Here is a 21,114-nt window from a genome sequence, read left to right as displayed (position 1 = left end):
GGCTGCGCTCCGTCAGAGTGCCAAACCGCCGTGTCGCGCGCCCAAAACCCTCAGGTCGTGGATGATATGCGCATGCGTTCCCCCGTTACGCTCCACGGCCGCCTGTGCCGCCTGGAGCTCATGCGACCGGACCACATCGACGGTTTGCTGCTCGCGGCCACCGCGGACCGGTCCACCTACGACTACACCTACGTGCCCAAGGACCACGACGCGGTGGTCCGGTACGTGGCCCTGGCGACCTCGGACTTCGCCGCCGGCGTCGCCCTCCCGTTCACCACTATCGCGATCGACCCGGTCACCGGCGAGGAACGCATCGTGGGCACCAGCCGCCTGCGCGAACTCGAATACTGGCGGGCCGGCGTGTGGCCGCCCCGGCACGGCCACATCAACCCCGACGGGCGCCCGGACGCCGCCGAGATCGGCTCCACCTGGCTGCACCCCTCGGCCCAGCGCACCGGCATCAACACCGAGGCCAAGCTGATGATGCTGACCTACGCCTTCGAGGCGTGGGACGTGCACCGGGTCAGCCTGAAGACCGACGTGCGCAACACCCGCAGCCGCGCCGCGATCAGCGCGCTCGGGGCGCAGTTCGAGGGCATCCGCCGGGCCCACTTCCCGGCCGCGGACGGGGGCGTGCGCGACAGCGCGCTGTTCTCCATCGTCCGGGCCGAGTGGCCGGCCGCCAAGGCGAACCTGGAGGCGCGCCTGCAGCGGTACCTGGACCGCGCCGCCATGGCCGCCATGGAGCCCGGCATGGAGCCGGTGCGCGTCGACCCGCACCTGGTGCAGCCCCTGCACCTGGAGCAGCCGACGCTGGAGCCGGCCGCCGGCGCCCCGGAGACGGCTCCGGTAGTACAAGCGCCAGCCATCCCGGCGGCTTAAGACCCGAAGACCCGGGGAGCCCCGGGGAGGAAAGCGCCGTAAGCGGGCTCACCGGGGCTCGTACAAGACCACCGACCACCCATCCGGCCCGGCCACCGACACCCGCACCTCATGCGGTCCGGTGACCGGGCCGGCGACGTCGTAGCCGGCCGCGGACAGCCGCTCGGCCACCGCCAGCACGTCGCCGACCTTGACCATCACCTGCGCCGCCCCGGACGACTCGGCCCCGGAGGCCAGCGCCAGCCGCGCGCCGCCGAGGTCGAACTGGGCCCAGCGGGCGCCGTCGACGAACGTGGGCTCGACGCCCAGCACCGCCGAGACGAACCGCACCCCGTCGCCCAGGTCGGCGGCCGGAAAGACGGCCGAGAGCGACAGGGCGGGGACGGGATCCGGAGCCGGAATCGAGGCCGGAATCGAGGCCGAGGCCGGAGTCTGCTCATGGTCGGTCATCACGGTCTCCCTGTGGTCGGACGAGACAATCTGACAGCATGTCAGATCAGCGGGATCACTGCGGCCGGGGAATCCATCCGAGGTGCGGGACGAGATAGATCCAGCCCAGGAAAGTCACGGTGTCGATCAGGGTGTGCGCCACCACCAGCGGCATCACGCGCCCCCAGCGGCGGTAGGCCCGGCAGAAGATCATGCCCATCACGAAGTTGCCGACGAAGCCGCCGAAGCCCTGGTAGAGGTGGTAGGAGCCGCGCACGAGCGAGGAGGCGAGGTCGGACTTGAGCGGGGAGAGCCCGAGCTGGTCGAAGCGGCGCAGCAGGTAGCCCAGGACCACCACCTCCTCGCCGACGCCGTTCTTCAGCGCCTGGATCACCAGGATCGGGTCCCGGTACCAGGTGTCGGCCAGCGTGGTCGGAACCACAGTGGCGTTGAGGTTCATCTTCACCGCCGCCACGTACAGCGCCAGCCCCGCCGAACCGATCCCGGCGGCCAGCAGCGCGCCGCGGGCCCAGTCCCGGGCCGGGTCGGCGAAGTCGAACCCGATGGTGCGCAGCGAGGCGCCCTCGCGCAGCAGCAGATACGCCACCAGCGCCACGACCGTGAAGCCGTAGGTCAGGTCCAGCACCTGGTAGGTGAGGTCCAGCCAGGGCCGGGCCGAGGACGGCGTGTTGATCTGGGCCGCCTGCTGGTTCAGCGCCTTGTGCGCGGTCAGCTTGCCCAGGATGTCGACCAGCGAGTACGCCGCCGACCGGCCGTAGGACAGCGCCAGCACGACCAGCACCTCGAACCGTAGCAGCGTCCGCCAGCGCGCCGGGTCGCCCCCGGGTCCGGCCGCGGCCATCGGCACCGCTCCCTCGTCCACCACCGCCACGCCGGTTCCTCACCCTCGCCGTACCGAGCACCGATCGACCGGGCGTCGATCGGCGCCCGGCACACTCCAGACTGCACACTCCGCACTGCACACTGCCGGAAGGCATCATCGCAGCCGTACCTGTGACGCGGCTGTGAAGCACGGCGCGCGCCCGGGAGCGGCCCGCGGCGTGAACCCCGCGACAACATCATGATCGGTGGACCGCCAGTCACCGGGGCCGAACCCTGAGTTACCATCCGGTAACAAAGTGGACCCCGACCTCCGGACAATCCCGGTGGCCTCTTGTCGCGGCGATCCATGGCGAACTACTGTCACGCCAGCGATGCGCCGCGATCACCCCGAGACCTGCGCAGACCATGGCAAACGGTCCCCCGCCGGAAACCGGCCGGGGAGCCGGCGGGGAACCGTCATGGGCGCGATCCACCGCCACCGTGTCACCGCCACCGAATCGCCACCGAATCGCCTCGACCGACCCGCCGCACGACCGACCCATCGCCCGACCCACCGCCCACGACCCACCGCCGACGACCCCCGCCGTCCACGACGAGAGGCACCAGGAATGGACCCGCTCCCCGCCCCGGGCTCAGCCCTGGGGCCAGGTGTGCGCGGGCGCGCCGGAGAGCATCAGGTCCGCGTACTCCACGGTGAGCCGCTCCAGCGCCGCGGCGCGGTCCAGGCCGCCGGCCACCAGCCGGTGGAAGGCGGCCGACTGCCAGGTCGAGCCGTTGCGGCCGGTCCGGCAGCGGCCCTCGATGACGCCCAGGAACTCGTCCCGGTCGCGGGGGTCGATGCCCAGCGCGTCCAGGCCCCGGCGGGCCATCGGCAGCAGCTCGCGCAGCACCAGGTCGCGCACCGGGATCCGGGCGGGGAAGCGGTCCCCGCGCCAGGCCAGCTCGGCCTGCAGGCCGTGCCGGGCCGCGGTGTGCAGGTTCAGGGCCGCGTCGGCGAACGGCAGGTGCCGCCACACCGGGTCCGGGTCCTCCATCAGCTCCTTCATGCAGCCGTAGAAGAACGCGGCGTTGGCCAGCACGTCGACCACCGTGGGCCCGGCCGGCAGCACCCGGTTCTCCACCCGCAGGTGCGGCTTGCCGCGCGCCACGTCGTAGACCGGCCGGTTCCAGCGGTAGACGGTGCCGTTGTGCAGCCGCAGCTCCGGCAGGTGCGGCACGCCGCCGCCGGCCAGCACCTTCTCCGGGTCCTCGTCGGAGGAGACCGGCAGCAGCGCGGTGAAGTACTTCAGGTTCTCCTCGAACAGGTCCACCGGGCTGGAGATCCAGCGCTCGCCGAACCACACCCGCGGGCGCACGCCCTGCGCGGCCAGCTCCTGCACCCGGAAGTCGGTGGCCTGCTCGAACAGCGGGATCCGGGTCTCGGCCCACAGCTGGCGGCCGAACAGGAACGGCGAGTTGGCCCCGAGCGCCACCTGCACCCCGGCGACGGCCTGGGCGGCGTTCCAAGCCGCGGCGAAGGTCTCCGGCGAGACCTGGAGGTGGAACTGCACCGAGGTGTTGCAGGCCTCGGGCATGATCGAGCCGAAGGTGGTGCGCAGGTGCTCCACGCCGTCGATCTCGACCAGGAAGTCCTCGCCCCGGACCTGCGCGATCTCGTCGTTGAGCAGGTAGTAGCGGTCCTCGGCGGAGAAGTTCTCGACGACCATGTGCTCCTCGTCGAGGGTCGGCAGGATCCCGATCATCAGGATCCGGGCGCCGGCCGCGCGGGCCTGCCGGTCGGCGTAGGCCATCGAGGTGCGCAGCTCCTCGGCCAGTTCGGAGAAGACCGTGCCGACGAGCTTGTGCGGGGCTATGTTCACCTCCAGGTTGAACTGCCCCAGCTCGGTCTGGAAGTCCCGGCTGGCGATCCGCGACAGCACGTCCTGGTTCACCATGACCGGACGGCCGGTCGGACCCACCAGGTCCAGCTCCAGCTCCACGCCCATCAAGGTGCGACCGCGCTCGAACCGGTCCTCGTCGAGCATCCGCCGGAACACCTCGAAGCCGGCGTGCAGCCGCTCCCGGAACCGCGTCCGGTCGGCTCCGGTGAACTCGGTCGCGACCACCCGCTCGCCCACAGGCGCGCCCCCTTGCCTATCTCGCCCGCAGCCCACACGCGGGACGCCCGTTCCAGCCCGATACTCCACCTCAGATTACAGTCGGACATTCAGCGACGAAAGGGATCGTGACCACCGTGGCAGGCCGGCACCGGTCCTATGACGGACCCAGCACCACCCCGCGCCGCCGCACCAGCGGCGCCGGCGGCCCCTCCTTCCCCACCGGGCTGGTCGCCTTCGGGGCCGTCCTCGTGCTCGCGGCGGGCGGCGGCTACGTGCTCTACACCAAGAAGCACGACGGCGCCGGCAGCACCGGCGCGCAGAACCCGGCGGCCGGCGGCAACGCCTCCTGCCCCAACCCCACCACGCTGACCGTGGACGCCAGCCCGGACATCTACACCGCGGTCAAGTCCATCGCCGACGGGCTGCCCGGCTGCGTGCACGTCACGGTCACCAGCGCGGAGTCGGCGGCGGTGGAGGGCTTCCTGTCCGGCAGCGCCAAGGGCGGCGACGTCACCAGCGCCCCGGACGTGTGGATCCCGGACAGCAGCATGTGGATCGACCTGGCGCACGCCCACAAGGTCACCTCGCTGGTCGACAACGCCGCGCCGGTCGCCGTCAGCCCCCTGGTGATCGGGATGCCCAAGCCGGTGGCCGACGCCAACGGCTGGCCGGCCAAGGCGTTCGGCTGGTCGGACCTGCTGGCCAACTTCAAGACCACCAGGATGCAGACCGAGGTCCCGGACCCGGCCAACTCCGGCCCCGGCCTGGCCGCGATCACCATGCTGCGCGGCGCCGTGCTCACCCCGGCCGGTCCGGACAAGGCCAAGCAGCAGCAGGCGCTGCAGAACCTGACGCTGGTCTACCGGGTGATGAGCACCTCGGTGGCCAGCAGTATGAGCTCCCTGCTGACCGACCTGCCGACCAAGGGCGCCACCGCGCCGTCCTCCGGGGGCATAGCCGCCTTCCCGGCCACCGAGCAGAAGGTCGCCGCCTACAACATCGCCAGCCCCGGCACGCCGCTGGTCGCCCTGTACCCGCACGAGGGCACGATGATGATGGACTACCCCTTCACCGTCCGGCAGGGCCTGGACGCCGCGCACACCAAGGCCGCGGCCGATTTCCAGGCGCTGCTGCACGACCCGGCCTCGGTCAACACGCTGCAGAAGGCCGGGTTCCGCGATCCGAAGGGGGCCGCCGGCGGCATCCTGACCAGCGCCAACGGCGTCAACCCGATCATGCCGATCGTGGCGCCGCCGGACGCCACGCACACCGCGGCCCCGGCCTCGCTGGCGGTCTGGAACACCACCAGCGAGCAGACCCGCGGCCTGGTGGTCATGGACATCTCCGGGTCGATGGGGCTGCCGGTGCCGGGCCAGGTGGACCCGGCCACCAAGACGCCGCTGACCCGCCTGCAGATCACCGAGGCGGCCTGCGAGACCGGGCTGGGGCTGTTCGGCAACAGCTCGGAGCTGGGGCTGTGGACGTTCACGACGAAGTCCAAGGCCGACGGCGGCGGGACGGTGCACACCGAGGTGGTGCCGATGGGGCCGCTGTCGGCGCCGATCGGGCAGGGGGACCGGCGCGCCGCGCTGGCGGCCGCCCTGCGGCAGCTGGCGGTGCAGCCGGGCAGCCGCAACGGGCTGTACGACACCATCCTGGACGCCTACCGGACCGTGCTGAACGGCTGGGCCGAGAACAAGTCCAACGCCATCGTGGTGTTCACCGACGGCAAGGACGACGGGCTGAACAGCATGTCGGCGGACGATCTGATCGGCAAGCTCAATGCCCTGAAGACGGCCAATCCCGGACACACGGTGCGCGTCATGGTGGTGGCGCTGGGCAGCGGTGTGGACTTGTCGACATTGTCCCGGATCACCGCCGCCGCCAACGGCCAGACCCTGCACGCCGAGACCCCGACCGACATCGGCAACGCCGTGATCGCCGGCTTCGCCGGCCGGCTCTCCGACCAGTGAGCAGGCCCGGAAGTCCCCGACGGCCGACCCGGGCGGTCGGGGACTCCGGGTAATCCCTAGTAGAACTCTGAGCGACGAACCCACACTGGTCTCCCCACGTCTAGTCAGTAGTGACTAGGAAAAAGGGCCCCGGCGACGCACCAGAGCACTACCTTCCCCGAATGTCCGAGTCACATGAGCGGATTTCCCTGCGCCGGGGCGTGTGACGCGCGACACTTGGGGCACTGGTTCAGACCACTCGGCGGACGCCAGGGCGACCGCCCCTACCGCGAAGAAGTACGACCATGACGACAACGACCGCAATCCGGCCCGGCTCCGCGCACATCTGCCACCACCACCCCTGCTGCCCGGGCGCCGCCGCCCCGGACCGGGACGCGGCGCTCGTGGTGGCCGCGCACCCCGAGCAGGGGTGGTCGCTGCTGTGCAACGGCATCGTTTCCTTCGACGACACCGGCGAACTGCTGCCCGACGGGCAGGCCATCGCGCCGCATCGGCCCACGGACCACGCGGCGGCCTGAGGCCGCCCGACTACGCGGGGTATTGAGGACAACGGGGATCTGAAGCACAGCGGGGACCTGAGGACCGGGACTTGAGAACGGCGGGACTTGAGAACTGCCGGACCTTGAGAACCACCGGGGACTGAGAACAACGGGAACCTGAGCACAACGGGGACCTGAAGACGACGCCGCGGGACCCGGCACCAGGGCGCGAGCACCGCGCTCCGAGGCCAGGGGACCGAGGCTGAGCCTTCCGGGTGAGGCGCCGCGGCTGCCGCGGCGCACCGCTTGCGGACGCCCTGGGATGCGCCGACCGGCCGGTGGCGGCCGGGATTCGGCGAAGCGGTGGGAGCGCGGGGACCGTGCGTGCGCCCCCCGGAGCATTCGTGCGCTGATTGCGCCGATGATGCTTAATGCGCCGACTTCGATCGGCATATGACTATCGCGATACCTTTCGCGGATATGCCCTATTCAGGCGAGTGGCGAACGCCCCTGATGACAGCCGCCTCGAATACGGCTTGATTCCTGGTCAAGTACTCGACGTTGCGCAGGTAGTAGGCATCATGCCCTTCGGCGACGTGTTGCGAGAAGGCGGGATGGCTGGCCGCCGCCTGCCGGCGCATGAAGTCGACGAGGTGGTGGAGGCGTGCGATCGCCGTGTCGACCAGGGCTGCCCGGTCGGCCGGGGTCAGGCCGTAGGCGTCGGCGAACAGGGCCAGGCGGCGAGCTTGTTCCTCGGGCGACGCGCCGTCCTCGACCAGCTGCACGAAGCGATAGGCCGCGTAGGCGACGTCCCAGACCCGGGGCCCGGGGTGTGCGGTGTCGAAGTCGATCAGGGCGACCGGACGGCCGTCGCGGAAGACGGTGTTGTAGGGCGCGACGTCGCCGTGGCAGAGCACCTCAGCGGGGCTGCGCGGGGCGAAGTACCAGGCCGCGTCGGGCGGAGGGACGAAGTCGAGGGTCGCGTCGTGGAAGGCCCGCAGCAGGGCGCCGACGTCGGCGAGGGCCGCGTCGGCGACATGGGCCTCGGAATCGGGGACGTCGCCCGGGATGAAGGTGAGGATCTCGCGCCCCTCGGAGTCGAAGCCGTGGGTTCGGGGCGCCCCGGCGAAGCCTTTGGATTCAAGATGGCTCAGGAGCGCGTGGACGGCCGGGGTCCACTCCCCCGCCGGACGATGGACGCGGCTGCCGATGCGAAGCAGCGTGTTCACGCCGCCTGACAGGTGTTGAGCGTCCTGATGGTTGTTCATGGGGAGAGGGTGCCAGCGGTGCTGCCTGACCGGAAACCCGTTTCCACCGGTGCCGGAAGCCGCTACCGTGGGAGTCATGTTCCGCACCTTCCTTGCGTAAGTCACCGTCCTGACCGCACCGGCCCTGGGGCCGTGTCGCGGTCCTTTGGTGTCTCCGCAGGCCTTTCACGGTGAGGAACTACTCCCTTGTCCACGTATATGGCGGTACTCCGCCTTCCCTTCGCCGCGCGCACTTTCGGCGCGGCTCTTGTCGGACGGCTGTCGTACGGCACCGTCTTTCTGTCTTTGACGCTGTCGCTGACCGCCGCCACCGGCTCGGTGGCCCGGACCGGCGCGGTCGTCGCGGTGTTCGCCCTGGTGGTCGCGGGGCTGGCGCCACTGCGGGCCGGACTGATCGACCGGCACGGCGCGCGCCGGGTACTGATTCCGCTGGCGTCGGTCTACGCGGCGGCGCTGCTGGGGTTCGCGGCGGCGACGTGGCGGCCCGGGACGCCGCTGTGGGTGCTGGAGGTCGTGGCGGTGGTGGCGGGGGCGAGCGCGCCGCCGCTGGGGCCGACGATGCGGACGCTGTGGCGGGCGATGTGCGGCAGCGACCGGGGGCTGATGCAGCGGGCGTTCGGGTTGGACACGGTCGCCGAGGAGGTCATCGGGGTCTGCGGACCGCTGGTGGTGGGGGTCATGGCGCTGGCGGTGCGGCCGGCGGTGGGGTTGGTGGTCAGCGCGGTGCTGGTGGGGGTCGGGACGGTGGCGATGATGGGGTCGCCGGTGGTGGGGGCGCTGGGGGGAGGCGCGGGGGCGGTAGGCGCGGCGGCGGTGGCGGCGGCGACCGGTTCGGCGGTAGGCGCGGCGGCGGGTTCGGCGGTGCGGGGTGATGATGATCGGAGCGGCCGGGGCGATGGAAGCGGCCGGGGCGATCGGAGTGACCGGGGCGGCCGGGATGAGGGCTCGAATCGCCGGGGCCGTCGCTGGGCTGTTCGGCGCACCAGGCCCGGGCAGCGTGGCCTAGCGCGCATCGCGGAGCCGGTGGTCGTGGCGACGGGACTGGGTTTGGGGCTCGGCGCGCAGAACCTCGTGATCGTGGCCTTCGCGGTGCAGCGACACCAGACGTCGGCGATCGCGTGGGCCGAAGCCGGGATGTCGGTGGGAAGCATCGTGGGCGGCCTGGTCTACGGGGCGACCGAGTGGCGGATGCCGAACCGGGCGCGGCTGCCGTTGCTCACCGTCGCGCTCGGTAGCTGCATCGCGTTGGCAGCGCTGGCGCCGAACGTCTGGGTTCTGACAGCGATCATGACCGTCACAGGCGTGTTCGTCTCACCGCTGATGTCCTGTGCATATCTGGTCGCTGACGAGCTTGCCGCCGAGGACGCGCGGACCGCCGCCGGGGCCTGGGTCAACAATGCCTTCAACGCTGGTTCGTCCGGGGGCTACGCCGTGATGGGCAGCGTCTTGGTACGGCTGCCGTTGGGGTGGTGTTTCGTGGTCGCCGCCGCTCCGGTGGTGGCAGCGGGTGTTGTGGCGCGTGGTTGGCGGGCTCGGCAGCAGACGGCCGGCGCCGACAAGCCGACTGCTGACGAACCGTCGGCCGCTGAACACGTGCCGGTCCGGGCCTAAGCAGCCCACGTCCTCAAAGCCCGTATGCCAGCCCCCTGGCGCCGCCCGCCTGGATCAACCAAGCCAGCGATCCGCTGCCGAAGGGCCAACCGTCGGTCTCGACCTGGATCCAACCCCGGTCGGGACCCTCGGTCCCCGCGTCCCACCACCACCAGCCACGATCCGGACCGCCCCCTTCGGGATCGAAGCAGTCCAGCCAGGCGGAGAGGGACCAGCCATCGGGGTCGGAAGCACAGCGGTCCACGAACCACGAAGGCAGCAGAGACAACCAGGCAGCGAACTCCGGCCACGCATCGAGGCGAGGCAGGACAAGCGACAGCACAGTTCGCACGTTCGCGATGGTTCGGGACGCGTCCTCAGCGTCGAACGTGACCCGGACCAGGAAGGGCAGCCCGGCCAGATCTTCATCGTCCGGCCCAGATCGCAGACGCTGGAGTTCTCGACGCCCCGGGCTGCTCACTGAGCGCCTGCCACAACGATCACGTCGGCTGCGGTCTGGCCGCTCATGCTGAAACCCACCAGCGCCACCGAATCCCGCGGCGGTACGCAGGCCTCGATCAAGGCGGCGGCCTGGTCGCGGCGGCGGGCGAGGGTCAAGTCGGCGAAGGTGCCCGAGCTTCTGACCTGCCGCTCCGGAATCGCGTCAAGATAGCAGAGCACCTCCTGCGACACCGCAAGGGTCCCCTCGTCGATCACGCTCATGTCGCCCCCGTCCGCCACGGACCAACAACGGACCAACAATAGAGCGCCCTGCGGACCAGCTTCACCGATCCGCGGGGCGCTCCATCACCCTCAGTCCTCGAACGCCTCCGGCGCCGGGCACGAGCACACCAGGTTCCGGTCGCCGTAAGCCCCGTCAATACGGCGTACCGGCGGCCAGTACTTGTCGGCCGGGTTCACGCCGGCGGGGAACACGGCCTCGGCGCGGTCGTAGCCGTGCTTCCAGTCCCCGGCCAGCATCGCCGCTGTGTGGGGGGCCTGGCGCAGGGGGTTGTCCTCGGGGTCGAGGTCGCCGGTGGCGACGCGGTCGATCTCGGCCTTGATCGCGGCCATCGCGTCGCAGAAGCGGTCGAGTTCGGCCAGGTCCTCGCTCTCCGTCGGCTCGATCATCAGAGTGCCGGCCACCGGGAAGGACATGGTCGGGGCGTGGAAGCCGTAGTCGATCAGGCGCTTGGCCACGTCGTCGACCGTGACGCCGGTCTCCTTCGTGATCGGGCGCAGGTCGATGATGCACTCGTGCGCCACCAGGCCGGCCGGGCCGGTGTAGAGCACCGGGTAGTGCTCGGACAGGCGCTTGGCGACGTAGTTGGCGGCCAGGATGGCGTGCTGGGTCGCCGAGCGCAGGCCCTCGGCGCCCATCAGGCGGATGTAGGCCCACGGGATGGGCAGGATGCCCGCCGAGCCCCAGGGGGCGGCCGAGACCGGGCCGACGCCGGTGCCGTCCGGGCGGGGGCCGGCGATCGGGTGCAGCGGGTGGTTGGGCAGGTACGGCGCCAGGTGGGCGCGGACCGCGACCGGGCCGACGCCGGGGCCGCCGCCGCCGTGCGGGATGCAGAAGGTCTTGTGCAGGTTCAGGTGGGAGACGTCGCCGCCGAAGGTGCCCGGCTTGGCCAGGCCGACCATGGCGTTGAGGTTGGCGCCGTCGACGTAGACCTGGCCGCCGGCGGCGTGCACCAGGTCGCAGATCTCGGTGACCTCCTCCTCGAACACGCCGTGCGTCGAGGGGTAGGTGATCATCAGGACGCTGAGGCGGTCCCGGTGCTGCTCGATCTTGGCCAGCAGGTCGGCCACGTCCACCGAGCCGTCCTCGCGGCTGGCCACGACCACCACCCGCATCCCGGCCATCACGGCGCTGGCGGCGTTGGTGCCGTGCGCCGACGACGGGATCAGGCAGACGTCGCGCTGCTCCTGGCCGTGGTCGCGGTGGTAGGCGCGGACCGCCAGCAGGCCGGCCAGCTCGCCCTGGGAGCCGGCGTTGGGCTGGACCGAGACCCGGGCGTACCCGGTGACCTCGGCCAGCCAGCCCTCCAGCTGGCCGATCAGGGACAGGTAGCCGGCGGCCTGGTCCAGCGGCGCGAACGGGTGGATGGCGCCGAACTCCGGCCAGGTGATCGGCTCCATCTCGGTGGTCGCGTTCAGCTTCATGGTGCAGCTGCCCAGCGGGATCATCGAGCGGTCCAGCGCGATGTCCCGGTCGGCGAGCCTGCGCAGGTAGCGCAGCATCGCGGTCTCGGACCGGTGCGCGTGGAAGACCGGGTGGGTCAGGAACCCGGTGGCGCGCGGGTGCGCCCCGAGGGCGTCGTCGGTGGCCGCGTCGAGCTCGTGGACGCCCGCCGCCTCCTTGCCGGTCACGCCGAAGGCCGACCAGACGGCCCGCAGGTCGGCCCAGCCGGTGGTCTCGTCGCAGGACACGCCGACGGTGTCCTCGTCGACCAGCCGCAGGTTCACGCCCGCGGCCAGCGCGCCGCGCCAGACCTCGGCGGCGCGGCCCGGGACCCGGACGGTCAGGGTGTCGAAGAAGGCGGTCGGCACCACCTCGACGCCGGCCTCGCGCAGGCCGGCGGCCAGGACCGCGGTGTAGCGGTGGGTGCGGCGGGCGATCGCGGTCAGGCCCTCGGGGCCGTGGTAGACCGCGTACATGCCGGCGATCACGGCCAGCAGCACCTGCGCGGTGCAGATGTTGGACGTGGCCTTCTCGCGGCGGATGTGCTGCTCGCGGGTCTGGAGCGCCAGGCGCAGCGCCTGGCCGCCGTCGGCGTCCACGGACACCCCGACCAGGCGGCCGGGCAGGGAGCGGGACAGGTCCTGGCGGACGGCCATGTAGCCGGCGTGCGGGCCGCCGAAGCCCAGGGGGACGCCGAAGCGCTGGGTGGAGCCCACGGCGATGTCGGCGCCGGCCTCGCCGGGCGAGGCGAGCAGGGTCAGCGCCAGGATGTCGGCGGCGACGGCCACCAGGGCGCCGCGGGCGTGCGCCGCGTCGGCGATCGCCTTCAGGTCCCGGACCTGGCCGGAGGCGCCGGGGTACTGCACGAGGACGCCGTAGAAGTCGTCCTCGGGGAGCGCGGAGAGCACGCGCGAGGAACCGTCGGACTCACCGTCGGACGCGCCGTCGGACGCGGCACCGGCAGCGCTGCCGGACACGCTGTCAGCAGCACTGTCGGCGGCCGACAGGTCGACCAGCGCCAGCTCGATGCCCAGCGGCTCGGCCCGGGTCTGGAGCACCGCCAGCGTCTGCGGGAAGACGTCGGCGTCGACCAGGAAGCGGGGGGACTTGCTCTTGGACGCGCGGCGGGCCAGCGTCATGGCCTCGGCGGCGGCCGTGGCCTCGTCCAGCAGGGAGGCGTTGGCCACCGGCAGCCCGGCCAGGTCGGCGACCACGGTCTGGAAGTTCAGCAGCGCCTCCAGCCGGCCCTGGGAGATCTCCGGCTGGTAGGGCGTGTAGGCGGTGTACCAGGCCGGGCTCTCCAGCACGTTGCGCAGGATCACCGGCGGGGTGAAGGTGCCGTGGTAGCCCAGGCCGATCATCGGGCGGAAGACCCGGTTGCGCCCGGCGATGTCGCGCAGCTCGGTCAGCACCTCGGCCTCGGAGCGGGCCGGCGGCAGGTTCAGGCGCTCGGTGAGGCGGATGGCGCCGGGGACGGCGGCCTCGGTGAGCTCGTCCAGGGAGCCGTAGCCCAGGTGGGACAGCATCGCGGCGGCGGCGTCCGGGTCCGGGCCGATGTGCCGGTCGGCGAACGGCGAGGCCTGCTCCAGCTCGACGAGGCTGGGGCGCGGGGCGGCCGGGGTAGCCGGAGCACCCAGGCCGGCCGAGCCGCCGGCGGGCGCGTCGGAAGTGGCAGACGTGTCCGACACAGCCGGGGCGGGGTGGGCGGGCACCGGGCCGGCGGAGTCGTCTCCGGCCGTGCCGTGCAGATCCGTGAGCACTGCGGTCACCATCGTGGCCTCTCAGGCGGACGCTCTAGACGTCGGGTGGTGGATTCGCGCCTCCCGCGGATCCGTCCTCCCCCTCTGTCATTGGGACCTGAGAGTTTCACCGCGAGCAGGGAGTCCCGAGGGCACCCGCGGTTTACACCGTCGGTGAGGGCCTCGCACCAGCTCGGCCCTGCTTTCCAGAGTCGCCAGCTCGAACGGTCCGTTTGCCTGAGAGTTTCCGGGGAGGGTTGCTCCTTCGGCGCCCGTGGAGGGTCTCTCCCGTTCGAGGTTTGTCGGCGCTTACGACGGTATCAGCGCAGGCACGGTCTGTTCTAATCCCGTTAACCGTTTGCCGTAGTGCCGCACCGGTGGTGGGCTGGCCGCGTGATTTCCGACAAGGACCTGCTCAGCCTGTTCGACGCGAGGATGCGCGCGGCCGCCGTCCCGGACGAGCCCGGGGCCCGGATCGAGGCCGCCGACGGCGTGATCCGCCAGGTCGGAGCCACACCGCGGGACTGGCACGGCGTGCTGTACTCGACGCTGGACGCCGCCACGGCCGAGGCCGCGATCGACTCCGAGATTGCCCGCTTCGGCGCCCTCCTGGGCCCCGGCGGCGAGTTCGAGTGGAAGGCCTACAGCCACGACCGCCCCGCCGACCTCGCCGCGCGCCTGGCCAGGGCCGGTTTCCGGCCCGGAGCACCGGAGACGCTGTTTGTGGCGGAGATCACACAGCTGGCGGCCGGCCTGCCGTCCGCACTGCCGTCCGCACTGCCCCCCGCACCCCCGCCCGGCGTGACCCTGCGACCGGTGACGACAGCATCCGACGCCGACCTGGTCGCCGAGGCGACCGAAGCGGCCTTCGGCGACGGCGGCCAACGAGCCCGCGACCGGGTACTGGCCCGGCTCGCGGCGGACCCGGACACGGTGTGGACCTGGGTGGCGATGGCCGACGGCCGACCGGTCTCGGCAGCCCGGATGCTCGTGCACCCCGGCACCGGGTTCGCGAGCCTGTGGGGCGGCGGCACCGCTCCGGAATGGCGCGGCCGCGGGATCTACCGCTCGCTGGTGGCGCATCGCATGCGGCTCGCGGCGGAGCTGGGGTGCGAATACCTCCAGGTCGACGCGACGGACGACAGCCGGCCGATCTTGGAGCGGTTGGGGTTCCGGGCGTTGAGCGTGACGACGCCCTACGAGTATCGGTTCTGATCGTCGTCCCCCGTCATCAGAGGTCTCCCTAAGCACCTCACAGCGCTTTCCCTCCGATGTATCAGACCCCTGTGGCAGGGTAGGCACCTGCTGTCCGATGGGGAGCCTGGGGGGAAGGGGGAAGGCGGTGCGAACCAATCCGCGCCAGCACATCTTGGACACCTGGCGCGCCTTCGCCCGCGTCGCGATCGACAACGGGGAGTGGGCCTGGGGCGGGCGCGCCGGTTCGAACAGCATCAGCGATGCCGAGCAGCTCCTGTGCCTGCTCTATCCCGCCACCGAAGTGCCGGGCTTCCGGCTGCACCGGCCGGACGCCATCCATGACGACGTCCTCACGGTGCTCAAGCCCTTGGGCGACGGTCTGGACATCCCGATGCGGATACTGGAAGCACTGGAGCAGTACCTCGATCGCCACACCGGTGAGCAGGGCCCGGTCTTCGCCGCCGGATCCGCTGTGCAGGCCCAGGATCCGGCTGAGGAAGCCACGGCCGAACAACAGGCCTTCGACCTCACCGACTCGTATTCGGTCTCGATCACCTTGTGCCTGTCGGCCAAAGGCTTCCTGCGCGAGTTCCAGCGCACGGTGGAACGGCCCAACGTGCGCGACCGGATCGACGCGGTGCTGTCCCGTCTGGAGGACCGGCTCACCGCGGCGATGATCGGCCTGCTGCGCTCCTTCGTCGTCGACGTCCTGGACCCGGACTCCGACGCCGAGCACCGCCTGATGCGCACGGTCGGCCAGGGCCGGGTCGTCGGCCGGACGCTGATTCAGGACCTGCGGACCCGGCTCCAGCCGGTGCGCGACAAACTGCCGGAGCTGACCTTCGGCCTGCCACCGGAGAACGAGCGGGTTCTGCGCGACTACCCCGAGCGGTTCTTCGAGTGCGGCTGGACCTGGGGTGTGGCGCACGACGCCCCGAACATCGACCTGCCGGCGGCGGCCGAGGTGCCCCAGCCCCGTGGGGCCGCCGAGGCGCGTCCGTCCCTGCACTTCACGGTCGGGGCGCTCAACGGCCTGGCCGACCTCTTCTCCCTCCGCACCTCCCGTCAGGGCCTGCTCACCTCCGGCCAGCAGCCGCTCCGCGAGGCGCTGAGCCTGCGCTGGGGCCTGGCCTCGCAGTACTGGTCCACGATCGCCTCCTTCGGCAGCGGAACCTGGCCGGTCGAGGACGTGCCCTGGGAGAACAGCGCGGGGCAGTCCTCGGCCTACTTCAGCGCGCTCGTGCTGTCGATCATGGGTACCGAACAGCCGCTCCCGGCCGGTTCCGCGCAACGGTGCGTCGGCGTGCTGGCGGAACTGGCCCAGCGCGGCCTGGTGAACCGCCGCGCCGAGCCCGACAACCGCGCCATCGCCTTGCACCACCCGGGCGTCGCACTGCCGCTGGGCGGCATGGAGCAGCACGGGCCGCCGCTGGTCCTGGTCCACACCGGGTACGCCGCGACCCTGGCCAAGACCGCGCTGCTGTTCGCGAGCCGCACCGCCGGCCGCCGCGACCGCGCGCGCCTGATCGAGACCGCCGACGCGGCGGTGGACCACCTGCTGCTCCGTCGCCACCAGGCCACCGGGCTCTGGGACGATCCGGGCAATGCCTTCCCTGGCATCCAGCCGGCGCCGGCCGTGCCGGACTGGAGCATGTCGGAGCACGCCGTGGAGGTGTTCGTCGCCGCCGCGACGCTGGCATCCGCTCCGCCGCAGGCCGACCAAGGGCAGATCGACCAGGCCGAGTCGAAGCTCGCCGAGGCCTGGCACATCCTGGACCAGGAGCGGCTGAACACGCCGACGGCCGGCGGCGCGCAGGAGCAGAAGCTGCTGCGCGAGGTCCAGCAAGCTCTGACCCGGGCCGCGTCCCTGGCGCCGACGCGGCCCGCGACCGCCGCCGCCCTGGTGGACCGGGCTCTCAGAGATCTCGACGAGCTGGCCTTCGCCCGACAGGCCGCGACGGGGAGCGCGTGAGGTGCTGGTTTTCGCCGCCTCCGACAAGGGAGGCTCGGGACGGTCGGTGACGAGCTGCAACATGGCCTATCGGCGTGCGCTCCAGGGCGACACCGTCGCCTACCTGGACTTCGACTTCGGCTCCCCCACCGCCGGAGCGATCCTGGACGTCCCCGTGGCCGAACACGGCGTGGACGGCTCCGGCCTGCACTCGTACTTCACCCGCCACACCGAGGCTCGGCAGCTGGACACCGCGCTGCACTCGGAGAGCGGCGCTATGCGCGACCTGCCCAGCGTCTCCAGCGTCGGACGCCTGGTGCTGCTGCCCGGGGATCGTGGCGGCGGCGAGTTCGCGATCGGCCGGGACATGCCGGCCCGGTGCGCCCAGCTGTTCCTGAGACTGGACCGCGAGTTCGACTGCTGCGTCGTGGATCTGTCGGCGGGCCGGTCCTACGCCCTCGACCTGGTCCTGGAGGCGACGGCGCGACCCGAGCTGGCCAAGCTGACCACACGCTGGCTGGTGTTCCACCGCTGGACCAAGCAGCACATCGTGTCCGCGCACGGGCTGGTGTTCGGCGAGAAGGGGATTCTTCACGCCGCCGAGCGGTATGGGCACGATCCGAGGACCCTCAACGAGTCCGTGCGATACGTCCGTACCGCGGTCGTGGATCTGGGCGTCGATCAGGAATCGGTCACCCGCGCGCCGCAGGGCGCTTGGCTTCGCGCCTACGACTCGAAGCTGCGCGAGCAGGCCGACAGACTCCGCATGGGCCGGGCCCGCCTGGCCGGGCAGATCCCTTACGACCCCATGCTCCAGTGGAGCGGGCAAGTGATCGACGACTCGGATGTACGAGGACTGAGGATCGCCAACGAGGCCACCGTTCAGTCCTTTGAGGAGCTGGCGGCCAGGCTGTCGGACGAGCGATTCTGGGAAGGGCTGTGAGCGCGGTGGAGGTGAGCTACCAGGAGGCGACCGAGACCGCACGCATCGAGGCGGTCCCCTTCTCGCATCTGTCGGTCGAGACCGGGCACTTGGTGCTGGCTCAGTTCGCTGACGGCGACCAGGCCCTGATCGAGCAGTTGGAACAGGCCGGGCCGTGGCTGGAAGCGTCGGTCAAGCGAGCCCGCAAGCGCTTCGGCCGCGACGCGCGGATCAGCACCTGCTTCCTGGTCGACGACCAGACCCCGTGGGACCAGGCCCAGGAGCGGCCCAAGCCGTCGGAGGTCTTCGACCTCGTGGCCTCGGCCGGCGCGCGGGTCGGCTTCGCCGTCGACTACATCGCGTGCGAGAGCGGTTGTGCGACCGCCCGGGATCGGCCGTACGCCGGGCCGCACGACCGGAGCCCGCTGGCCGACATCGTCGCCGGGGCGATCGTGGCGGAGCCGGAGGCCGGAGCCAACGGCTCCCGGCCGCCGACCGGCCAGAGCGGCTGGCTGAGCAACGGTCGGCGCTCCCCTTCCGTCTCGGTGGCGATGGACGCGCCGCAGTGGGAGCCGCCGGCGGAGTTCGGCCCGTACCGGCACTCGGTGTTCGTCGATGTCGAACTGTGGAGCACCGAGCACGGTTCCGGCCCGGACGCCGGCCGCGAGCGGCAGTACTCGAGTTCGCTGCTGACCGCCGTCTGGCAGCTCCTCCGCCTCGGCCTGGTCCGGAACGCCGGCCGGGCCGTGGCCACCCCCTACGGATTCGGACCGGGCGAGGCCCTGCCGGACCTGTGGTCGCAGCTCCCGAGCATCACCCGGCGGACTCCGGACGCCGCACCGTTCACGGCGTATCTGGCCCTTTCCCTGCTGCCGGCGCGGTACCGGGCCTCGGAGCACGCCGCCGAGGTCGTCCTCGACCACCTGCGGTTCGACGAGGCGGTCCTGGTCGAGGCCGCCGACCGGGCGCGCGGCGAGGCGGTCCCAGTGCGCTTGCCGGAGAACCCGGCGGGCCGGATCAGCCACCTGTTCTTCGACGACGTCCATACTCTCGGCCCCGCCCACGACACCCACGACGCCCATGCCACCCGCGACGTCTGAGCGCGGCGGCGCCCCGCCGACGACCGGCCCCGGCGGCCATCGGCCCCCCGTCCTGGCCTTCGGAGAAGTACGTACCTGCCTGCTCCAGAACCAGGCGGCGCTGAGCCCGTCCGCCGTGACAGCCCTGGTGCAGCTCTCGCCGGGATCACCGGTGTCCCGGGTGGAGCGACCCGTTCATCGGGCCGTCTCCGCGGACCTGCTCACCGGCGTCGATTGCGGGCTTCACGTGCTGCGTCACGGCAGGGGCCGCGCGATCGGCACCGTCCTGAGCCACGCGATCGTGACCGGCGGCCGAGTCCTCCAGGGTTCGGCGTACGTCACCCTCCTCCCGGCCGCTTCACGCGAGCGTCAGGCATGGCGCCACTACCTGCGCCGGCCCGGAGTCGCGGAAATCATCGGGTCGCCGGATCCGGACAACGTGCTGGACGGTTTCCTTGACGACCAGCCGCCCGCCCGCGGCCTGGACCTGGCCTCGATCAGCGACCGGATCGTCGAAGACGTTCAGCAGAGCTCGGTCCTGGACCACGGCACCGCGCTGCGCGCCAGTGCCACGACGACCCGGTGGGCCGCCTCACTGCGCCCGGACTCCACTCTCGCGGTCGGCATCGTCAAGAGCCACATGACCAACGCGCACGTGATCCGCCTGCGGGGCCACCCCGACGACCTTCCGACGCTGCTCCGGTTCTGCGAGGAGTTCGCGCTCCACGAATGGCTGCTGGCCACCGTCCGGGACGTCGTGGTCGTGCGCGCCGAGCACGCCGTCGCGCAGGATCGCGATCCTTTGGATTCGCTGTTGTTCGCGCTGAATCAACTGATGCCGTTGTGGATGCCGCCGAGGTATCTGAATGCACGGATTAAAGAACTCTGGGACGGTTTGGAGAGGCGGACCCACTATGAGCTGGTGTTCCTGAGAGCCACCGAGCGTGTCCGCGACCTGCGGGACCAGATGAGAATCCGGCCGCCGCGAAGAATCTGACTCGCACTGCATCAAGGGCCTGCCGCATCCGGAAGCTTCCTGGATTGTATCGACACAGTATGTTCAACACTGCTTTCATCGGACATAATTGGAGCGGGGTCATAGCAGTTCATAGGGGGACGCGATGAATCGGCGGCGGGCGGGCGGGCTGTGGTGATGGGCGGGCCGTCCTTGGACGGCGGCACCCGTCTGGAGACCTTCAAGGATTTGCTGACCGCCCGGGCGAACGCCATCGCCGAGGACCTCGACCGCGCGCGGCGCCAGGAGAAGCTGGCCACCGAGGAGAAGCGGATCCTGGACGAGTACGTCCACCGCTCCAAGCTGGCCCGCCAGAGCTTCAGCCGGGCCGGCGGCTCGGCCTCGGTCTCCCTCACCCTGGGGTCGTTCCACCTGCCCGGCGTCCCGCTGGTCCAGCCGCTGGCCACCGAGGTCGCCGCGCTGCTGGCGGCGTACGTGGAGGCCAACGGCCGGCAGTGGCTGGGCGACGACGACGCCCAGGCCGTCGGCGAGTCCCTGGAGAAGGTGGGCGCGGCGTTCCTGGCGGCCGGGATGCCGCTGTTCGCCGAGCACGCCTTCCACCAGGCCGCGACCCTGTACCGGCGTTTCGACGACGCCCCGGCCGAGGACCGCTGCAAGTACCGGCGGGCCGCCGCGCACCGGGTCTCGCTGCCGCCGCGAACCTTCCAGCGGGTGCTGGCGGACCTGCAGGCGGTGCTGTTCGGGTACGGATACCGGCCGCTGCGGCTACTGGTGTGGATCCTGGTCCTGGTGGCCGGGTTCACCGGGGTCCTGCTGCTCCTGCCCCGCACCGGCGGGGCGACCGCCTCCGAGGCCTTCTACGTGGCACTCCAGAACTTCCTGAACCCGATGGGCCTTGGCGATGTCAGGTATCTGTCCGGCTCCTGGAAACCGGTCCTGGAGATCGAGTCCTACACCGGCGACGTCTTCCGCAACCTGTTCTTCGTCCTGCTCATCCGCCGGCTGTTCCGGCTGTGACCGGCCGCCGGCCGGCCCCGGGTCGGCGGCCAGCAGCAGGGTGAGGATCTTGCGCGGCTGGCCGTCGCCGAGGCCGTCCTCCTTCCACTGCCCGGTGTCCTGGAACCCGGCGTGGATGTAGAGGTCGTAGGCGCGCTTGTTGTCCGGCTTCACGGTCAGCTTGATGGTGTGCATGTCCCGGCTGCGCAGCTCGACGATGGAGTCGTCGAGCAGCGTGCGGCCGATGTGCTCGCCGCGCCGGTCCGGGTGCACGCCCAGGGCCAGGATCCAGCCGACCCGCGGATCGTCGGTGGCCCGGATGCTCAGCGCGTACCCCCAGATCCCCGCGGAATCCTCCGCCACCAGCCAGGTCACCCCCGAGGGCCCGTACAGCTGGAGCAGGACGGAGGAGGAGAACCCCAAGCCGTCGTCGAACACCTGGTTTTCGAGCTCCGCGATGCGGTACAGGTCTTCCGGGCGCGCCATGCGTACCGACAGCGGGTCCC

At 71.4% G+C, this 21,114-nt stretch carries 17 protein-coding genes, 1 pseudogene and 2 riboswitches; of the genes and pseudogenes, 10 read left to right on the top strand and 8 right to left on the bottom strand.

Annotated features, from left to right (window positions below):
- Positions 1-72: 72 nt before the first annotated feature.
- Complete coding sequence (locus ABD481_RS30185) at positions 73-882, top strand: GNAT family N-acetyltransferase (protein WP_344669190.1); 810 nt, start codon at positions 73-75, stop codon at positions 880-882.
- Between the two features lie 48 nt (positions 883-930).
- On the opposite strand, the gene ABD481_RS30180 is transcribed toward ABD481_RS30185, so the two are convergent.
- The 3 genes from ABD481_RS30180 to ABD481_RS30170 all read right to left on the bottom strand — a co-directional run bounded on the left by ABD481_RS30180 (position 931) and on the right by ABD481_RS30170 (position 4,271).
- Positions 931-1,332 carry a VOC family protein gene (locus ABD481_RS30180; RefSeq protein ID WP_344669189.1) on the bottom strand — a complete coding sequence of 134 codons (402 nt, stop codon included), beginning with the start codon at positions 1,330-1,332 and terminating at the stop codon, positions 931-933.
- Positions 1,333-1,387: 55 nt separating this feature from the next.
- Complete coding sequence (locus ABD481_RS30175; protein WP_344669238.1) at positions 1,388-2,173, bottom strand: CPBP family intramembrane glutamic endopeptidase; 786 nt, start codon at positions 2,171-2,173, stop codon at positions 1,388-1,390.
- A gap of 613 nt (positions 2,174-2,786) precedes the next feature.
- A complete protein-coding gene (locus ABD481_RS30170) occupies positions 2,787-4,271 on the bottom strand; it encodes a glutamate-cysteine ligase family protein (RefSeq protein WP_344669188.1) in 1,485 nt (494 codons plus the stop codon).
- A 107-nt stretch (positions 4,272-4,378) separates the two neighbouring features.
- On the opposite strand from ABD481_RS30170, the gene ABD481_RS30165 reads away from it, so the two are divergent.
- Positions 4,379-6,226: a substrate-binding and VWA domain-containing protein gene (locus ABD481_RS30165; protein ID WP_344669187.1), complete on the top strand. Its 1,848-nt coding sequence runs from the start codon at positions 4,379-4,381 to the stop codon at positions 6,224-6,226.
- A 323-nt stretch (positions 6,227-6,549) separates the two neighbouring features.
- On the top strand, positions 6,550-6,744 hold the full coding sequence (locus ABD481_RS30160) for a DUF5999 family protein (RefSeq protein WP_344669237.1): 195 nt from the start codon (positions 6,550-6,552) through the stop codon (positions 6,742-6,744).
- 446 nt (positions 6,745-7,190) lie between these two features.
- Here the strand turns inward: ABD481_RS30160 and ABD481_RS30155 are convergent, their stop codons facing one another.
- A complete protein-coding gene (locus tag ABD481_RS30155) occupies positions 7,191-7,973 on the bottom strand; it encodes a phosphotransferase enzyme family protein (RefSeq protein ID WP_344669186.1) in 783 nt (260 codons plus the stop codon).
- Between the two features lie 186 nt (positions 7,974-8,159).
- Between ABD481_RS30155 and ABD481_RS30150 the strand changes: the two genes are divergently transcribed.
- The gene (locus ABD481_RS30150) at positions 8,160-9,584 is read left to right on the top strand and encodes an MFS transporter (protein WP_344669185.1); all 1,425 of its coding nucleotides are present in this window, start codon (positions 8,160-8,162) and stop codon (positions 9,582-9,584) included.
- A 13-nt stretch (positions 9,585-9,597) separates the two neighbouring features.
- On the opposite strand, the gene ABD481_RS30145 is transcribed toward ABD481_RS30150, so the two are convergent.
- From ABD481_RS30145 to gcvP, 3 genes are all read right to left on the bottom strand, one after another.
- Entirely contained in the window at positions 9,598-10,044 is a 447-nt protein-coding gene (locus ABD481_RS30145) for a hypothetical protein (protein ID WP_344669184.1), read from the bottom strand.
- Positions 10,041-10,286: a hypothetical protein gene (locus ABD481_RS30140; protein WP_344669183.1), complete on the bottom strand. Its 246-nt coding sequence runs from the start codon at positions 10,284-10,286 to the stop codon at positions 10,041-10,043. The genes ABD481_RS30145 and ABD481_RS30140 overlap by 4 nt, the downstream gene beginning before the upstream one ends.
- A gap of 90 nt (positions 10,287-10,376) precedes the next feature.
- The gene (gene gcvP, locus ABD481_RS30135) at positions 10,377-13,517 is read right to left on the bottom strand and encodes an aminomethyl-transferring glycine dehydrogenase (RefSeq protein ID WP_425559324.1); all 3,141 of its coding nucleotides are present in this window, start codon (positions 13,515-13,517) and stop codon (positions 10,377-10,379) included.
- A 65-nt stretch (positions 13,518-13,582) separates the two neighbouring features.
- Positions 13,583-13,702: riboswitch (glycine riboswitch) on the bottom strand.
- Positions 13,703-13,788: riboswitch (glycine riboswitch) on the bottom strand.
- Between the two features lie 95 nt (positions 13,789-13,883).
- Here gcvP and ABD481_RS30130 point away from each other — a divergent pair.
- From ABD481_RS30130 to ABD481_RS30105, 6 genes are all read left to right on the top strand, one after another.
- On the top strand, positions 13,884-14,702 hold the full coding sequence (locus ABD481_RS30130; protein ID WP_344669236.1) for a GNAT family N-acetyltransferase: 819 nt from the start codon (positions 13,884-13,886) through the stop codon (positions 14,700-14,702).
- Between the two features lie 127 nt (positions 14,703-14,829).
- On the top strand, positions 14,830-16,656 hold the full coding sequence (locus ABD481_RS30125; RefSeq protein ID WP_344669181.1) for an SCO2524 family protein: 1,827 nt from the start codon (positions 14,830-14,832) through the stop codon (positions 16,654-16,656).
- A gap of 1 nt (position 16,657) precedes the next feature.
- A complete protein-coding gene (locus ABD481_RS30120) occupies positions 16,658-17,578 on the top strand; it encodes an SCO2523 family variant P-loop protein (RefSeq protein ID WP_344669180.1) in 921 nt (306 codons plus the stop codon).
- Positions 17,575-18,657, top strand: a complete 1,083-nt coding sequence (locus ABD481_RS30115; RefSeq protein ID WP_344669179.1) for an SCO2522 family protein — start codon at positions 17,575-17,577, stop codon at positions 18,655-18,657. The genes ABD481_RS30120 and ABD481_RS30115 overlap by 4 nt, the downstream gene beginning before the upstream one ends.
- Entirely contained in the window at positions 18,638-19,633 is a 996-nt protein-coding gene (locus ABD481_RS30110) for an SCO2521 family protein (protein WP_344669178.1), read from the top strand. Before ABD481_RS30115 ends, ABD481_RS30110 begins: the two co-directional genes overlap by 20 nt.
- A gap of 156 nt (positions 19,634-19,789) precedes the next feature.
- The gene (locus ABD481_RS30105; protein WP_344669177.1) at positions 19,790-20,629 is read left to right on the top strand and encodes a hypothetical protein; all 840 of its coding nucleotides are present in this window, start codon (positions 19,790-19,792) and stop codon (positions 20,627-20,629) included.
- A gap of 93 nt (positions 20,630-20,722) precedes the next feature.
- On the opposite strand, the pseudogene ABD481_RS47475 reads toward ABD481_RS30105, so the two are convergent.
- A pseudogene (locus ABD481_RS47475) lies at positions 20,723-21,094 on the bottom strand (GNAT family N-acetyltransferase); the annotation flags it as partial.
- Positions 21,095-21,114: the final 20 nt, after the last annotated feature.

Origin of the sequence: Catenulispora yoronensis (assembly GCF_039531695.1) — a bacterium.
GTDB lineage: Bacteria > Actinomycetota > Actinomycetes > Streptomycetales > Catenulisporaceae > Catenulispora > Catenulispora yoronensis.
Note: the sequence above shows the minus strand (reverse complement) of the source record. Positions and strands in the feature narration are given on the sequence as shown.

Excerpts from the sequence above, each read along its gene's own strand:
- ABD481_RS30185 (WP_344669190.1), top strand. The coding sequence starts at position 73 with ATGCGTTCCCCCGTTACGCTCCACGGCCGCCTGTGCCGCCTGGAGCTC.
- ABD481_RS30180 (WP_344669189.1), bottom strand. The coding sequence starts at position 1,332 with ATGACCGACCATGAGCAGACTCCGGCCTCGGCCTCGATTCCGGCCTCG.
- ABD481_RS30175 (WP_344669238.1), bottom strand. The coding sequence starts at position 2,173 with ATGGCCGCGGCCGGACCCGGGGGCGACCCGGCGCGCTGGCGGACGCTG.
- ABD481_RS30155 (WP_344669186.1), bottom strand. The coding sequence starts at position 7,973 with ATGAACAACCATCAGGACGCTCAACACCTGTCAGGCGGCGTGAACACG.
- ABD481_RS30140 (WP_344669183.1), bottom strand. The coding sequence starts at position 10,286 with ATGAGCGTGATCGACGAGGGGACCCTTGCGGTGTCGCAGGAGGTGCTC.
- ABD481_RS30110 (WP_344669178.1), top strand. The coding sequence starts at position 18,638 with ATGCCACCCGCGACGTCTGAGCGCGGCGGCGCCCCGCCGACGACCGGC.
- ABD481_RS30105 (WP_344669177.1), top strand. The coding sequence starts at position 19,790 with ATGGGCGGGCCGTCCTTGGACGGCGGCACCCGTCTGGAGACCTTCAAG.